General features: G+C 62.9%; 10 protein-coding genes. 1 reads left to right on the top strand and 9 read right to left on the bottom strand.

Annotated elements, in window-relative coordinates; all coding sequences use genetic code 11:
* Position 1: 1 nt before the first annotated feature.
* The 8 genes from NKI16_RS17445 to NKI16_RS17410 all read right to left on the bottom strand — a co-directional run bounded on the left by NKI16_RS17445 (position 2) and on the right by NKI16_RS17410 (position 15,513).
* Entirely contained in the window at positions 2–2,836 is a 2,835-nt protein-coding gene (locus NKI16_RS17445; protein WP_352576687.1) for a leucine-rich repeat domain-containing protein, read from the bottom strand.
* A 65-nt stretch (positions 2,837–2,901) separates the two neighbouring features.
* A complete protein-coding gene (locus NKI16_RS17440) occupies positions 2,902–4,887 on the bottom strand; it encodes an RICIN domain-containing protein (protein WP_352923520.1) in 1,986 nt (661 codons plus the stop codon).
* A gap of 19 nt (positions 4,888–4,906) precedes the next feature.
* The gene (locus tag NKI16_RS17435; RefSeq protein ID WP_352923517.1) at positions 4,907–6,952 is read right to left on the bottom strand and encodes a hypothetical protein; all 2,046 of its coding nucleotides are present in this window, start codon (positions 6,950–6,952) and stop codon (positions 4,907–4,909) included.
* Positions 6,949–8,289 carry a hypothetical protein gene (locus NKI16_RS17430; RefSeq protein WP_352923515.1) on the bottom strand — a complete coding sequence of 447 codons (1,341 nt, stop codon included), beginning with the start codon at positions 8,287–8,289 and terminating at the stop codon, positions 6,949–6,951. Before NKI16_RS17430 ends, NKI16_RS17435 begins: the two co-directional genes overlap by 4 nt.
* Positions 8,286–12,134: a coiled-coil domain-containing protein gene (locus NKI16_RS17425; RefSeq protein ID WP_352698370.1), complete on the bottom strand. Its 3,849-nt coding sequence runs from the start codon at positions 12,132–12,134 to the stop codon at positions 8,286–8,288. The genes NKI16_RS17430 and NKI16_RS17425 overlap by 4 nt, the downstream gene beginning before the upstream one ends.
* On the bottom strand, positions 12,131–13,459 hold the full coding sequence (locus NKI16_RS17420) for a hypothetical protein (protein WP_352698372.1): 1,329 nt from the start codon (positions 13,457–13,459) through the stop codon (positions 12,131–12,133). Before NKI16_RS17420 ends, NKI16_RS17425 begins: the two co-directional genes overlap by 4 nt.
* A complete protein-coding gene (locus tag NKI16_RS17415) occupies positions 13,456–14,586 on the bottom strand; it encodes a hypothetical protein (protein ID WP_245274782.1) in 1,131 nt (376 codons plus the stop codon). The genes NKI16_RS17420 and NKI16_RS17415 overlap by 4 nt, the downstream gene beginning before the upstream one ends.
* 372 nt (positions 14,587–14,958) lie before the next feature.
* A complete protein-coding gene (locus tag NKI16_RS17410) occupies positions 14,959–15,513 on the bottom strand; it encodes an Lcl domain-containing protein (protein ID WP_031212469.1) in 555 nt (184 codons plus the stop codon).
* Positions 15,514–15,615: 102 nt separating this feature from the next.
* Here NKI16_RS17410 and NKI16_RS17405 point away from each other — a divergent pair, with 102 nt between their 5' ends.
* On the top strand, positions 15,616–15,957 hold the full coding sequence (locus NKI16_RS17405) for a hypothetical protein (protein WP_352576703.1): 342 nt from the start codon (positions 15,616–15,618) through the stop codon (positions 15,955–15,957).
* A gap of 215 nt (positions 15,958–16,172) precedes the next feature.
* Here the strand turns inward: NKI16_RS17405 and NKI16_RS17400 are convergent, their stop codons facing one another.
* Positions 16,173–16,535 carry an Lrp/AsnC ligand binding domain-containing protein gene (locus NKI16_RS17400; protein ID WP_245274781.1) on the bottom strand — a complete coding sequence of 121 codons (363 nt, stop codon included), beginning with the start codon at positions 16,533–16,535 and terminating at the stop codon, positions 16,173–16,175.
* Positions 16,536–16,879 lie beyond the last annotated feature (344 nt).

Below are 16,879 nucleotides of genomic sequence, written 5' to 3'. Positions count from 1 at the left end.
ATTACTGATGAATTTGCGGGCCCACGATGATGAGCTGCAAGCAGTTCGGGCGCGGACAGATGACCGAAGGCTGGACGGCGATCGCGTCGTGCAAGTGAATGTTTCCATCGAAGATGCGCAACGGCTCGCGGTTGCACGCTTCGGCGACTTGCGGGAGGAGCGGCTGCGGGAAGGAGCAGATCGGATTGTTGCCGAGATAGGACTTTCCGATCACCGGATGGACGTGAGCGAAGTTCTCGATCCGGTTGCCCCTCAGATCGACAATCGACAGCGCCGGAAGCGAGCCGAGCGGCAGTGCATCAAAGACCCGGTTGTTGCGTAGATCGATATTCGACAACGCCGGCATGTTCGACAGATTGCCGACATTGGCGATCTGGTTGTCGTCCAGGTAGATGTATTTGAGCCCGCCCGAGCCGAAGCGCGGGATCGCCGACAGCCGATTGGTGGCCAGGTTCAGTTTCTGAAGCCCCGTCAGCGATGCGATCGGCGAGGCGTCGGTGATCAGATTGTCGAACAGGTTGAGTTCGCCCAGTGCCCGGAAATGGACGACGGGGTTGACGGCGATGATCGACTTTTTGTTCAGTGTCAGACTGGTCAGTGACTGCGCCCAGTTCTGCGCTGCGCTGCAATCGGCGCTGTCGACGTGGTCGGCCTGCATGCGGCTCTCAAGCGCCGCCATGAAGCCGCGCGCGTCCCCGAGCGCGATCGAATCGAACCGATAGACGATGCAGTATTCCGCGAAGCTGGCGTACTGCAGCGGCAGGTTGCGCATGCCGGCGTCATCAAGCAGCGGCAGATCCGCCAAGGGCGTCACGGATTGCACGTGCGTGTTCGAGAAATAGAGCTTTGTCAGCTTGTTGAGCACTCCGACACCGATCAGGTTCGACAGTGGATTGCCGTCGACGTTCAGTTGTTCGAGGCGGCGCAGTTGCAATACCCCCTGGATCGAAGGGATCTGGTTGTTGCGAATCCAAAGCTTCGTCAGCCCCGGTACTGCCGACAGCGCCGCGACGTCGGACAGCTGATTGTCGGACAGGTCGATGGAGGTCAGATTGCCCATCACCGGGAACAGCGAGACGCTGGTCAACCCGCGGTTCTTCGCATCGGCGAACTGGCGTGAGCTGAGATCGTCATAGGCTCTGCCGCAGACAGTCTTGCCTGAGATAGACAGCAGCGCGTTCACTTCTGAGGCTTGCGCGGGTGTCAGAAAGTCGGTCTGGTTCCGCATCAGGCAGGCCGACAGGAACTCGGTCGCCTGCACAGGGTTGTCGGAAAGATCGAGATTAATCAGGCCCGGCAGCGCCGCCAGCGGCCTGACATTAGTGATCGAATTCTTTGACAGGTTGAGTATGGCTAGGTTGGTCAGACCGGCAAGCGGCGCGACGTCGGTGATGTCATTGCTCGACAGGTTGAGCGAGGTGAGTTGCGGTAAGGTGGCGAGCGGACGCAGGTCGCTGACGATCTTGGACGACAGGTCGAGCGCCGTGGTCGCCAGCAGCTTGTTGCCGACCGCCAAGCACGTCCCGCCGCCCTCCAATTCGACCATGGCGCGAATGGTCTGCCCAAGCGGGGTCGCCGCGTCGCGGTGCAGCACGCACAGGTCAACGAAGTTCTGCCCGCCGCCCGCGACGATTGGATTGCCGCTAAGATTGATGGCTAGCGTCGAGGGGAAGCTGCCGAGATTGGCAAAGGTCTCGATCTTGTTGTTGGCAAGGTTGAGGCTGGTCAGGCCGCCGAGCGCACTGAGTGGTTCGAGCATGTCGCCTGTCAGTCCATTGTTGCCGATGGACAGTGTCGAGAGCGCCTGCAGGAATTGCAGCGGTTCAAGGCTGGCAATCTTGTTGTTGTCGAGCGAAAGGTTTGTGAGCAGCGCCAGTGCTGAGAGCGCGCGGATGTCCGTGACGTCATTGTCGGAGACGTCGGCCCGCGTCAGCGCAGTCAGCGGCGCCAGCGCGTTGATGTTGCTGATGTGATTGCTGGAAATGTCGAGGAAGGTCAGCACCTTGAGCTTGGTCAGCGGCCCGAGGTCGGCGATCGAGTTGTCGGCGATCGACAGGCTGGCGAGGTTCGCCAGCACCTCAATGGGCTCGAGTGATTGCACGCCCTTGCCGCTCAGGTTCAGCGTCGTGATCGATTCCAGGAAGGTCTGTGCGGTGGCGCAGGCGGCCGGGTTGCCGAGCGCGGAGACCCCGCCGGGTGTTGAATCGAGCACCGCCATCACCGTCGCCGTTTCAGCCGGCGTGCGGTCGCCCTTGATGCACCATTTCGCGAAGGTGGTCGGCTTGTCGACCAGCGGCGCGCCCGAGAGGCACGTGATGGTGTGGATCTTGCCAGCGAAGAACGGCGTGGGGTCGGCGTTCAGCGCCTGGTCGAGATTGAGCTTCAACTCGGTGACCAGCGGCGCGCAGCTGGGAATGTAGATCCGGTCGGAAAATGTCGTCGCGCCGAAGTCTGACGGAAATTGCAGGTAGTAGACGAGACCGCTGCCATTATCGTGCGCGAACACCTTGATCGGGTATGTCTCGCCCGATGGGCACAGCAGCGGGTTGGCGGCGGGATCTGCGGCGACGATCGCGCTGTCGACGGCGGTTAGCACCTCCGAGGGAACCGTCGCAAAGCCAAGTCCGCGGATCACCGCTTCCTCGTCCGCCTGGTCCTTGCAGCGGATGCGGTAGCCGCGCCCGTCGGAGATAAGCAGCGGATAATGCAGCCGGTTCGCCTCCAGTGCTGGATCCTCGAACAGCACAACCTTCGGCTCGTCCGCACGGGCCGGGCCGGCGCCGGCGGTCACGAGCATGACCAGAACAAGGAGCAGCGATTGGGCGATGCGGTTCATCTGGTTCCTCCTTTAGAGGCCCAAGCTGATCGATGCGGCTCAATCAGCCCGAACCACTGGCAGCGTTACATCTCGTCCGCCGCCTCGATGGTCCAATAGCTCGACGGATCGCGGTCGCAGGTGAACTGAAGGGCCGGGATGTTGTTCAAGTTGCTGACCCCGCCGGCAATGATCAGGCACTTGCCCGTCTGGACGTTTGCCGCCTGAACTCCATCGCGCGTCTCGACCAGGTTCCAGCGGCGTGAAGGATCGCCGTCACAGTTGAACTGCAAGGCTGGAATGTTGTTTTCGGTGCTGACTCCGCCGGCAATCGTCAGGCACTTGCCTGTCCGGACGTTGGCCACCTGGAAACCATCGCCTGTCTCGACCAGCCTCCAGCGCTGCCATTGACTGCCGTCGCAGTCGAATTGCACCGTCGGCGCATTGTTGTCGGTTCGTCCCTCCGCGACCGAAAGGCACCTTTCGGTTTGCCGGTTCACCAGCACGACTTCGGGGTCGGCCGCCCGGATGCTCCAGAACCGCGACGGATCGCGGTCGCAGTTGAACTGGAGGGCAGGGACGTCGTCATCAGTGCTCACCCCGCCTGCAATCGTCAGGCATTTTCCGGTTCGCACGTTCTGCAGTTGAAAACCGTCATCCGTCTCGACCAGCTTCCAGCGGCGCCACTGGTCGCCGTCGCAGTTGAACTGTACGGCCGGCGCGTTGTTGTCGACGCGCCCCTCGGCAACAGCCAGGCATTTGCCGGTCTGCATGTTTGCCAGCACCACGTCGGCCTCCTTGATTGCCGTGATGCACGCTTCGAAAATCTTCCCGGTGACCGCGGTCGATTGCTCGGGTCGGGTGATGCAGACCGGATTGCCGTCCAGCGAAGGATTGAACGGGAGGATGGCGCTGACGGACTGCGCCGTGGCCAGGCGGTTCGCGCGCAGGTTCGGAGCGGCAAGCTTGGTCAGGCCCATCAAAGCGCTCGCATCCGCGATCCGATTCTTCGACAGATCGAGCGCCGTGAGTTCTTGCAGAAACCGCAGCGGCGACACGTCGGTGATCTTGTTGCTGGCCAGAACCAGCCGCGTCAGCGCCCGTGCCGAGGCGAGCGGCCGCAAGTCGGCGATCTGGTTGGAACTGAGGTCGGCGTCGGCCAGATCCTTCATTACGGCCGTCACGTTGATGTTGCTGATCCGGTTGCGCGACAGATCGAGAAACGCAAGCTTGGTCAGCTTTTCCAGATCGCGCGTGTCGGCGATCTCATTGCCGGACAAGGTCAGGCGCGTCAGATGGGTAAGTGTCGCCAGCGGCTCGAGATTTGTCAGCCGTCGCCCGGCCAGGTCGAGCGTCGTGCTCGACGCGAGAAAGTCCTGCGCGCTTGCGCAAGCCGCCGGATTGCCCAGCGCGGATGCCCCGCCGGGTGTCAGATCGAGCAGTTCCTCGACCGTCGTCTGCTGGGCCGGGTCAAGGTCATCCTTGCTGCACCAGCTGGCGAAGGTCGTCGGCCGTCCGGCAACCGGCGGGCCCGCGACGCATGCGATGGTATGGACCTTTCCGGCGAAGAACGGGGTGGGGTCGGCGTCAGTCGCCTGATTGAGGTTGAGCTTCAGTTCCGCGACGAGGGGCGCGCAGCCGGGAATGTAGAGTTGGTCGGAGAAGGATGTTGACCCGAAATCCGTCGGGAACTGTAGGTAGTATACGATCCCGCTGCCGCCGTCGTGCGCGAAGACCTTGATCGGGTAGTTCTCGTCGGATGGACACAACAGCGGATTGGCGGCGGGTTCGGCGGCGATGACCGCGTTGTCGACGGCGGTCAGCACTTGTGACGGGACGGTGGCGAAGCCCAGTCCGCGGATCACCGCCTCTTCGTCTGCCTGGGCGCCGCAGCGGATGCGGTAGCCGCGTCCTTCGGAGATGAGCAGGGGATAGTGCAAGCGAGTGGCGTTCAGCGTTGGATCCTCGAACAGAACCACCTTCGGTTCCTCGGCGCGGGCCGGACCGGCGTCGATCGCCGCAAGCAGCACCAGCAGCAGAAGAAGAAGCAGCGATTGGGCGATGCGGTTCATCTGGTTTCTCCTCTCCGCTCTATTCGACCAGGCTGAAGTGGCCTGGCCCGCAGGCCCGGCTGGTGTTGTCGCGTGCGATGTCGTTGCCCGGCAGCAGGAAACTGGCGCTAGAGGCGCTGTCAGCGAAACTGACCGCGCAGCGGAAGCCCGACACCGTCGAGGTGGTGAAATTCGCTGACGAACCGCGCTCGAGCTGGATGGCGGAGCCGACCGCAAGGCCAGCTGCCATCGGCGCGAGCCCATCCGAGCGGCCCGCCACGACCGCCCCGCGCAGCACCAGCGGATTGGCTGCGGCGATGTCGGTGAAGTCCATCCGCATCAGGCTGTCGGAGGTAAGCACCGCGCCGAAGCGCGCGCGGACAATAGTGGAGCGGGCGGGCGCCTGGGCCGAGATCAGCAGCCGTGCCCGAACCCCCTGGATCGCCAGCATGTCTGCCTCCACCCTGAGCCCGCGCGCATAAAGATCGGCCAGGCACAGCGACGCGCCGCGCGCCATCGGCGACAATCCGTCCGCCACGGTGCCGATGGTCACATCGTCGAGCGCGACAGCGCCGTTCTGCGCGATCACGGCAACGACCTCGTCGGTTGTTTGAGCGGCTGCCCGCGCCAGATCGATCCGCTCGAGTTCAAGCCGCGGCAATCCGTCCGCGACGATGATGACGCCTGTTGCCGACAGGATGCATGAGGACGTGCCGGCCGGCACCCTGTTGGGGTTGCCGACGAGCCGTGCCCGGGCGACGCCGGGGGCCGGCGCCATGTGCACCGTTTTGAACGGCAGTCCCTTCAGGATCAGCGTCTGCGGCACCTGGACCGATGCGGGCAGTTCGAGCCTGAGATTCACCCGCCCGGCGCAATCGCCCTCAGAGGAGAACTGCATCAGTGTCAGCGTGCCACCATCATTGATGCGGCGAACGCACGTATCGCTGGCCGAGCCCCGGCAGTCGAAGCCGGTACCCGGCGACGGAGCGGCAGTCAGCGCGCGATCCGTCTCGTCCATCCAGTCGCCAATGCCGGGGGCGGACAGGCCGAGCGCCGAGGTCAGAAGCGGACAGCCAGTGAACGACAGGTTCCGCCCTTGCGCGAAGGTCCAGTCCAGCCGCGCATTGCCGAGGGGGTCGAGCGAGGTGATTGACAGACCGGCGGACAGCGGCGACAAGCCGAGGTCGACGCCCGGTTGCGCGAAGGCCGCGTGCTCGCGTTGATAGCCATCGCAATTCGACAGACACAGGTCGATGAAGGGCGCCGAGCGAAGCGCAGCTACCGCGTCGGCGCCGAGCGGGGTTACGGCTTCGGCCTCGGGGATGCCGAAGAATGACCGCAGTTTCTCCTCCGCCGCTTCCGCTGCGGGTGCATCGGAGATGATGTCGCGCGTCGCCTTGCCGTCGAGGCGCACAATCGGCAGGTAGGAGGGCTGCGCGCCTTCGCCCGGCGGCGTGTAGCCCACGACAAAAACCGTGTCGCCAATGCTTTCGGCGCTGAGGAAAGTTTCGAACCGGTGCAGGCTCCAGCGCGCCGCACTCGCCACCGCGACATCCGATGTGCCGCTAAGATCGCCGCGCCCGCAATCGAGTACGAACGGTGTCCCGACATCGGGCGGCGCGACAAAGCCCTGGAGCACGCCCGGCAGTTGCAGGCGCTCGCGGATGGCGAGCGCCGCCTTGATCTCCACACAGGCGGTGGGCACGGCGAAATAGCCGCCGCCCGAGAGAGAGGGGAGATAATAGTTGCCCGATGCCTCGACATCGGCCCAGATCGCGGTCGTCGCGGGCCAGGCGATATTGAATGCCGTGCCGGGACATGGCAACCGCGGCTGCGCCCCAAAGCCGTTTTCAGCCTGAAGCTTGGCGAGCGTCGCCTCCGAGACCGCGGCGGTGTCGGGCAAGTGCAGCAGCCGCTTCGCCTGGCTCCCGCTGGTGCAGCCGGCGAGTTCCACCGCCTTGCCGTCGAAAAGCGCGACATAGACGTCGTTGTTCTGGTCGGTGACGAAAGCGGCAAGCTGCGGCTCGGCGCGGGCCGCCGAAGCGCCCGCGAGAAGCAGGGTGAGCAAGACGGCCGCCTGTCTCATCGCAATTCGTTCAGGCAGCTTGCGGCGCGGGTGGGGTCCATATTGACCTCCATCATCAACGGATCGAGGCCAGCCGACTGGCACAGCGCCTTAACCGAGATTGAGTGCGGCCCCTGGAAATCGACCGTAAGAGTTCCATTGGTGACCTGCCCGTTCTGGCCGACGCACAGCGGATTGTTGGCGAGCGCCGGCCGACGACAGGTGCGGATGACGTCGGCCATCGCGCGGCGGTTGGTCAGTTCGCAGAAGTAGATGCGGCAGAGGGCGCCGACCGCGGCGCGGTTTTCGGCGTCAGCATTGATGATGCGCTTGATGTCGGCGATCAGCGCGCTCGCCTTGCCCCCAAAGGCGAGGCCTTCTACCCGCGTCTTCTCGCCCGCGATCTCGCCCGACCGTTCGGTGATCTTCGGCATCAGGTTGATGTTTTCCGAGGTTATGAACAGTCCGCCTTTCCAGCGGTCGAACTCGTCGAGGATCGAGGTCGCCCTCAGGATCGCCTCGCGGTAGGCGTTGTAGATCGGCCCCATCCTGGTGTCGCGCGCCGCTACGTAGACCTGGTTCAGCGCGGCGTATTCCTTGTTCACTGTGTCGGCGCCTGCCTTGATGTCGTCGATGCCGGCGCGCGAACTCTGCACCAGGCCTTCGGCGCGTTTCAGCTTGCGGGAAAACATCGCCGTGATCGGGCTCTCGACGCTGGCGAAGTAGCTCTCGATCACATTGTCGGCCGCCCCGTCGGCGAAGGCATCGATCTCGATGTCGGACAGATTGGAGATCAGGCCGCACTGGGCGTCGAAATCGGCGCTCAAGGGCCCAGCCTGGCAGGCGCTCATCTCGGCCAGCCTCTGCTCGAGCGTCCGGTTCGAAGCGAGCCCGTCGGCGTACTCGAACAGCGCATGGTTCCATTCGATCGCGTTCAGGTCTGCCTGGCTGTGCCGCCGGTCGCGGCAGAACAGCGTCTGCTCCATCCGGCTCTGGTTGCCCGAAGCGCGGTAGGCGTCGAGGTGACGCGTCGCCTCGGCGCAGATCGCCAGGCCTGAAACCAGCCCGGCGAGCTGCTGGTGGACGGGCGGCAGCCCGCGTGTCTGTGCCTCCCGCATCAGGCTGGCCGCGCGTTGGCTGTCGTCGGGACTGCGGGCTGGGCGGTGGAAGACGCAGAGGCCTTGCTCGAAGGTCTTCAGCGTGCCGTCAGGAATGGCCGGCCCCTCGCAATTTGGAGCGTCGAGAACGCGCGATTCGATTGTATAGCCGGCGAGATTGTCGACGAAGAGGTCGCGCGCGGCCGCTCCCGTCGCGCCAAACGCCAGAGCGAGCGCTGCTGTGGCGACGATGGCTCTCATGACGCGCTCGCGAAGATGAAATAGAGGGTGAACACAGCGCCGTCGAAGGGGCAGTCGCTCGGCTGCAGCGACAGCCGGTACGAGCCGATAAGCGGCGCGCCGAGATAGGGCAGGATCAGGCTGGTGTCGTTCGAAGGTCCGGGCGCGCGCGGAAACTTGCGCGCCTGGTAGCGATCCTGCACCCAGTAGCGGATGATCCGGCTGATCTCGTCGCCGCTGTCGGCCTGGTTGAAAAAGGTCTGCAAGGCGACCCGCTCTGGTCCGACCGAAATGTCGGCGCGGACCTCGTTCGACCCCTTGGTCAGCGGCTTGAACACGAAGCCGCTGCCGCGGTGTTGCAAGGCGAAGCGGTTCCACTGCGCGCCAGTGCACTGGTAGTCGGTGCCGACGAAGACATCGATCAGGGTCAGGTTCTTGCGCTCACGGAATTTGTTGGGCGCCCACAGCGCGAAATAGCCGTTCGCCTTCATCAGCGCGTCGGTCGACGCGAAGGGCGAAACCTCGAACTCGACATTCTCGTCGAGCGCCAGCTTGCGGGCGAAACCGGAATTGGCGGGCACTACGATCTGGGCGACATCGATATTGATCTGCCGCTCGTCGAAGAAGCGCTTGGCAACGATGTCGTCTATCATCGCCTGGAGCTGGGTTGCGTTGCGCACATAGACCACGGGCACGGTTGCGGCCTCGCCGGTGAAGGCCTGCACCACTTCAAAGCGGCGACGCATCAGGTGCATCAGCCGGTTGGCGGTCTCGAGCACGCGCCGCTTGGTCACCAGATATTCGGGAATGCCCTTCATCAGGTCGGCGACGGTCTCCTGGGTCGCGATGAACAGATTCTTGCGCGCCGCCGGATCGTCGATCTGGGTGACCAGCTTTGTCATGTCCTCCTGCTGCTTTGTCACCTCGGCCTGAACGTTGCCCTGGAACTTCAGAATGCTGTCCTGCAGCGCGCGGCTCTTGAGACCGAGATCCTTGGCTTGGTTCAGGCCTGCTACGAGTTCCTCGGTGTTGCCGCGCGACTGCGTGATGCGCTGCTCGACGAAGGCGAGTTCGGCATCGTTCAGCGCCAGCATCTTCTCCTTCTGCCGGTCGCGCAGCTCGTTGATCAAGTTGGTCGAGGCATTTGATTCCTCGGCGAGACCGGTCACTGTCGTCTGCGCAGCGCGGACGCGGTCGATGCGGCCGTTGGTTGCAGCGACCAGTTCGGCGACACGTGCATTATCCTGGTTGAGCTGGGCTTCCGACAGGGACAGCTTGTCGAGTTCCAGATTGAGAATCCCGATCTCGTTGGTCAGCCGGTCGATCGTGCGCTGCTGGTCGGTGATCTGGAAACTGAGCATGTCGTTTTCGCGCGCCTGAAGATCGAGCCCCGCGAGGATGCGTTCGTGGTCGGACTTGAGCCGCGCCACCTGCTCGTCGATGCCGAGATCCTGGCTCTGGCAGTCGACGGCCGCCATCGAGCCTTGCAGCGCCAGTTCCTTGATGTCCTGCGCCCCTTGCGCCAACCGGCCGGCCAATTGGAAATGCGTGTCGACCAGCGCCCTTGCCTTGAGGGCCTTGTCAAGATCGAGTTGCTCGATCGCCTGGCGGAGCTGCGTAAGACGCTGCTTCAGCGCATTGATTTCATTTATATTCGCCTGAGTGATCTGGCCGGTGTTGATGATCGTCGACAGGATGGATTGGGCCGCTTCCAAGGCCGCCCTGATCGGTTTGGCGACGTCTATCACCGTCGCGACGCCGCTGCCCAAACCGCAGGCGCAGGTGATGATTTCGGGCACTGCGGCGCCGATCGAGTATGCACCTTGCACCGACGTCAGGATGATCTGCGCGGCCTGTGTGGTGCCGTTGAACGCGGCAAACCAGGTGATCACTTCCGTCAGCTGGCCGTCGACCTGGTCACGCGCCTCCTCAAGGTCCGCCTTCTTCTTTGCATAGACGTCCCGCTCGGCTTCGTACAGTTTCTTGGCGAAGTCGGTTTCCGTCTGGGAAAAAGAACCGCAATCGACGTTCGCCAGTTCCTGCGGCAGCGGGATGTTCGACGTGATCATTTGCTGGTCGGACATCAGCGGCTCGACATCGGCGAAGTCGGCGTTGCCGATGACGCACTTCATCAGGAACGCTCTCGCTTGTGTCTGCGTGTTCACGAGCTGCGCCCTGAGGCCCGACTGACCGTCCGGGCCGCACATCTGGGTAACGTATTGGTTGCGCGTGAAGGCCGGCGTCACAGTCTGGCATACCTGTTCGCCTGCGAGCAGCGGCGTGAACGGATGGTCGGCCGTGTCTCCAATCAGGGCAAGCTGGTTCTCGATGCCGCAAAGCTGCTCGCGGTCGACGGCCCGGCGGCGCTGATAGAGGTCGGTCTGGCGCAGTTGCAGTTCGGTGATTGCGTCGTTGGCGCGGCCGATCGCACCCTGGTTGTTGGTGATCTGCGTTTGAAGGATCTGCCGCTGGCGAACCGCCTGTTCGAGCTCGTTGGCGTTGCGTTCGGTCTGGCGGGCATATTCGGTGATCTGGCTCTCGAGCGAGGAAATCTGCAGATCGAGGTTCATCTGCGTCATTTCCCAGTTCAGCAGCCAGCGCAGTTCGTTGCGCCGCTCGACTTCGGCCTCCTTGGAGAGGACGATTAGGTCGAGTTCCTGTCTGTTATTGATCTGACGGCGCTGGTTCTCGAACTCGGCGATCTTGGTGCCGAGCTCGATCTCCAGCGACCTGATCTGCTGGCGATAGCCGAACGTGTCCTTCTCGGCGTCGACCGCGTTGATCTCTTGCTGGACGGTGGTGGCGAAGGTCTGCGCTTCGTGCTCCAGCTTGCCGATCTTGTGGGCGATCAGGTTGACTTCCTGGCTGCGGATCGTCCGCTCCTCGTCGAGCGCGCGCGTCGCTTCGCCTTCCTTGTTGGCGTACCACCGCTCAACCAGCGCCTCGACATTGCGCTCGACCTCGGTCAGTCGCTGTTCGCTTTCGGCCAGGGCCTGCTGCAGTTCCTCGAACGGGATCGTCGTGAACTGCATGGGGTCGATGTTGAGGAACAGGAAACCCTTGCGCACGCTTTCCATGCGCGCATCAAGGTCGCTCTGCTGAAGCAGCAGATCGGCGCGTAGGTCGTCGTAGGTGGACTCGCCCGGAATATCCATCTCCGTCTCGACCAGCACCCACATTGCGGCCTCGTAATTGGTGTAGGCCTTGGAGAGGTTGGGTTGACTGTTGAGGCCGGCGCCTCCGGCAGCGCCCAGCGTATCGCTGACCAGGAAGTCGAGTGCCTTGACGCGCGCCTCCGAGAGCGTCTGATACCAGACGTCGCCGGTGTTCATCAGCAACTGGATCTTCAAAGAGGACAGCGCCGTTAGCTGCCGCACGAAGGTGCGGTAACTCGCATCCTCTCCCGCCGCGGCTCCCTGGTCACCGCCTTGCTGTCGTGCGAGAATGCGAAGGCCCCGGTCGACGATCTCGATGCCTTGGCGGCCGAATTCCTGCGCCGCCTGCGGCGAAACCGGCGTATCGTTGCGGCTGACGCCGCTGGCCGACGACAGGAACGGCATGTCGGCGGCGAGGAACAAGCGATAGCGGCCGAGTTGCAGGTGGCAGTCGAAATCGCACACGATCGCCAGCCGTCCGGTCGCCTCGTTGCCGCAGGTCGTCAGGAACTGTTCGAGTTCGGTGGCGACTTCACCCATATATTTCACGTCGGCGCGGAAATTGGCGATCTTGAGCAGCGTCGTCAGCTCGCCGGCATGGCCGGCCGCCGCGTCAACATCGAGCGCCATGCAGTCCTGCGCGCGCGCCATTCCGGCAGCGCCAAAGATGAAGCCGACGACCAGTCCGCAAAGCAGGAAAAACCGTCTCATGGCTGCCCCGTCGTCAACAAGACCTCGGAAATCTGGCGCACGTGCCGGGCAAGTTCGGCCATCTGCACCTTGGAAAGCGATGGGTTCTGGAACCGCCCGACCACAGCCCGGGCATGGTTGATGCAGTCCTCGTAGGGGCCGTTGATCTTTGCGGTCAGTGCGCCGGTCTCGAGCGTGAGGTCGAGCGCCGAATACGCGCCGGCCAGTCCCGCGCAGGAAGAAAGCTCTGCCGTGATTGTCGGATCGTCGACGACATGCGCGAGGCCGGACAGGGCCGTCATCACGCCTTCGATCTGCCCGACGATCTGCGTCATCCTTGCCTTGCCGTCTTCGAATTCCTTCAGCGAATCCGGCTGGTTGAGGCTGGAGAGATCGACGGCTTGCAGCGTGGCGATCGTCTCGGCTGCCTTCAGCTGATCCTCCTTGACGAGCACCATGTTGGCCTGCGCGTTGCCGAGCACACGTTCCAACTCCATCACCTCGGCAGACTTGATCGACACGTCCATTTCGTTGACCAGCGACTGGTATTCGGTCGAAGCGGCGTTCATCAGGTTGAGCGTGTCGTCGACCTTCGTCCTGACCGCCTTGACGATCTGCCCGCGCACCCGCGTTTCGATCAGATTGGTCGTTTCGGCGCGCCCGCGCACTGGCTTGGCCGAACAGACCAGCTTCGCCAGCGCGTCCGAGCCGAGCCGTGCGCGTACGGCTTCGATTATCGGGAATAGCGGACGCCAGGCGGCAGGCAGCACATCCGCGCTTGCGCCCGATAAAGGCCCGGCATCGATCTCGTTCATCCGCGTCAGATGCCGGCATTTCTCCGGCAAGTCGGCCCCGGAGAAGTAAAGCCGCCCGGTAATCAGATAGGCCTCGACGCCAGCGGCGTATTGTCGGCCGACGAGGGCGGCGAGCTCTTCGGCGTTATCGGTCGAGACTGGGGCGAAGAAGCGGTAGCGGCTCAGATAGATCTCCGCCCAGGCGAGGCGTCGCATCAGCACCGAGGCGTCGTCGGCCGAAAGCGGGATGACCGGAAAGCCGACGCTGCGGCTGCCGCCGGAGGGGCCTGACGCCTCGCCGATCACCTCGCCGGTGAAGGGCAGGCCGAAATCGGGCTGCGTCGCCTCGTGACTCGGTTCGACGGCGGCGGGGCCGGGGGCGAGCAGGCTGAACCGGGTCGTCTCGGGCGTCGCGCTGGAGAGCGTCGCGTTCCAGAAACCATCGAGCTTCTCCGACGTGTAAGCGCGCTCCAGGATCGATCCGGCGCCGGCTTCGCCGGCCAACACGCAACTGACGATCACGAACAACGCAATGTCTCGGAAGCTTGTCATCGGCAGTACCACACCCTGTCGGCCGCGCCAGCCTGGGCGCAGATGCCGGTCGCAGCGCCGTGCGCCTTCCAGTCCGCCTTAATCTTGGCGAGATCGTTGAATGCGCCCTGTGCCGCGTTGTCGGCATGAACCTCGGCATCCAGTCGCCAGAAGGGCTTTGCCGGATCGGTCGGCAGCAGCACCCCGATCATGTTGATGTGGAAGGCGGAGACTTTGAGAAAGTCCTCGGCGCTTGCGACCGTCTTGCGATTGAGATTGGCGTATTGCTCAGGCGTTACGTCACCGAGCGCCCGCTTGAACTCTTCCTCCGAGACTTCGACGGAGCGCAGCATCTGCGTCGTCTTCGCCGCCAGCCCGTCGAGGATTGAGGTGTTGGCGACCAGCGTCGCGCCCGCACCGCTCACCGGTCCGAAGATCTCCGCGAAAATGACGCGGATCGCCTTCAAGTGCGTATCGGCCGATTTGATCTCGACGCGGCGCAAAGCGATGCCTGTTTCGAGATCGGACGCCCGACTGACGAAGCCGCTCAGCGCGCCTTGCAGCGTTTTGAACGAGGAACGGGCTTCCGGCGGCGGCTGCAGGAACACGGAGCGCGCATAGCGTACGGCCTCACTGCGGGCGATGTCCTCGACGGTGGCGCGTGTGAGCGCCGATTCCGGGCAACCGGTGACGTCGCCGAGGTCAGTCAGCATCTGCGCGGCATGATAGATTTGATCCATCTGTCGCACCGTCCCGAACGAGCCGCTGGTGGTGAACTTGGCCTCGACTCCGGACAGGTAGTCACTCAGGTATTCGCGCGCGAACTTCACCATCTCGCACTGCACGCCGGCGGCGCGTTCGCGAATGTGGCGGCCGTAGAACGAGGCGCCGACGAAGTATTTCTGGTCAGGCGTCGGTTCGAACCGTTCGACGAAGAGCGACTGGATGACGGTATCATATTCGCCGCACGCATAGGTGCGTTCAAGGCATGCGGGGTCGGTCTGCAGGTCGCACTGCGATAGCGCGGGGCCGCACATTTGCTGAGCTGCCGCAAGGTCAATCCCTTCGCCGTAGACAAGAAACGCTGCCACGACGATCGCCGGATTGAAGATGTATCTCTTCAGCAAGACGATCAAAAGAAAATGCACAAAAGCCCCCCGGCCACCGAAGCGGCGGCCTCATCGCTCCTCTACAGGCAATATTTTTGCAGGATTAGTTTTGTATTGGCTCGTTACAGCGAGGATCGGCCACGGAAAGCGTGGCCAATTCAAATTCAACTTCGCTTTAAAATGCACTGCTAAAGTAAGATAGAACGGTTTGTCTGTCGATACACGTGGCTTTTTGCATTCCGTTACGGAAATCCGTGCCTAAGTGTCGATGCAGTTAACGTTTCGTAAAGAATTGTCTTTTCCGCTCTCTTGGCCCGTCCAAGCATCGTTCGCGCCCACGGTTCGAATGCGGGAGGTCACGATCCGGCCTTGGGCCTAACCTCAACCAATCTGCGCGGGCTGCCAGGTTAGCTAGTCCAAGCCTGTGGCGGGCGCCCCAAAAACGCACCATACGCCTGCCTTCTTGGACGCTTCAAGCGGACGCACCAGAGTGGTGGGGGCACTGAACGCAACGACCGCAAAGGACCCTGCCAGGCCCGGCCATTCAGTGCGGGTCCAGTATTCGGTTTCGCTACGCGCGAGCGGCGGCAGCTTGTATTGCGCGAACGCCTCGCGCTGGCTTGGCCAGTCCGCCGAATCGAGGCTCGTCAGTTCCGCCATCGTCGGAAGCTGCCAGCCCATGTCGCCGTACGGCCCGCCTTGCCCGAGCGTAGCGCAGTACCCCATCGCGTCGCTCAGCGTTGCGGGTTGATCAAGCCTGTCTAGCCGGGCAACGAGGCAAGTGCGTTGGTCGACGAAGGCTTTGCCGTCATGTTCAGCGAGCAGCCAGAAATTTTGATCACTCAGCGGCTGGCGGGCCTGCTTGTGCACGATACCGCAAGGTGCGGCTTGGGATTGTGGCGCTGATATGGTTGCGAAAACGGCAAGCCCTATGCTGAAAGTCGCAAGAGTGGCGATCCGAAGCATGCCTTCCTCCTCCTTGGCCGCGCGTTCGACATGGCAATCGAATAAGCGTAGTTGAACCGGCGAACAATTGAAAGTTCCTGCACTTCCCCGGTTGCCTTGTAGATGATCGAAGCCTTGGCCCGACGAAGCGAATGCGTGCAGGAATCCTCGAGCCGAACACCGATCGTTTTCAACGCATTCATCGAGCACCCGGGAGTATTGCCTTGTGCTCATATGCGCCGAACGATCAATTCTGGTCTGGAAGTAATCCTCGGTCGTTTCTGCGCCGTCGAGCTAGAGAACAAGCTCGACCGCACGCGTCCGCATCTTCGGACCGATGAGCAAGCTTTCGATCTTGGTCTTCACAAGGTCACATCCGCGCAACATGCTAACGACGGCGAGATTGAACAAAGCTCGATGACGCGAGCGACCGTCTCGATCGAGGAAGCGTGGCATAAGGGGTGAGATCAAGCAGTCCTGGCCAGTCAGCGATGCGCTAGCGGGAAATGGCCTGCCGCGGAGAGGGCGCGTGTCTCAAGTCCCCAGGAATCGAGGGTAACTTTGACATAGTTGAACGACAACGCTGGCCGCGCCCTATGTGACCGAAGACATCTTCACCCCACTGGCTACCCGTTAGGTCGTGTGGACACTTGTGTGATCGATAGGACGATCCGCAGGCGTCAAAGCGGCAACAACGCGTCGGGCTTCACATCACCGATCGATGCGAAACGATGCGTTTCCCTGACACCAGGAAGCGGCAGAATGACCCGCTGCAGGAATTCCTGAAACGTCGCCATGTCAGCTATTCGTGCTTTGACCAGGTAGTCGAAACCACCAATCACCATATGGCATTCGATGATTTCGGGTGCCTTCGCAACAGCCTCCGCAAAGCGGTCGAAGACGTGTGGCGCGGTATGATCGAGCCTTACCTCGACAAAGACGCCTGTGATCGAACCCTCGAAGATCGGACGCGGCACCCTGGCGGTTCGGCTTCCTTGCAACCCAAGGGTGTCAGATCTTGCGTCTCGACGCAGGGCTGCCATTGCGCATTTGTGCCGTGGGGCTCCGCGGAAGGAAAGGGACGGGGGGGCACCCATTGAGACGCTGGCGCTGTTCGTCCGCTTTTGGCTCAACTCGACCCCAGCCTTGCCGGAATCCGCACAGACCGAAGCCCGCGCGAAGGGTTTGCAGCGCTATGACAATTTCGTCGATGCGCTCGGTCGCCGGCTCAGCAAAGGACCAAGGCTGAGGCAAGAAATAGCCGACGATGTCCCGCCAGCGCCGCCAGCGACTGGATGAGCTGCCGGCAAGGCAGGCGCTTCAACAGCCCAACGCCGGTGCCCGATTGCGGAGCTATTTTGCGCAGCTGATGCCCATCAGATCACCG

It is taken from the genome of Mesorhizobium sp. M0698, from assembly GCF_040320455.1.
Lineage (GTDB): Bacteria > Pseudomonadota > Alphaproteobacteria > Rhizobiales > Rhizobiaceae > Mesorhizobium.
This window is presented reverse-complemented; position numbering and strand designations above follow the sequence as displayed.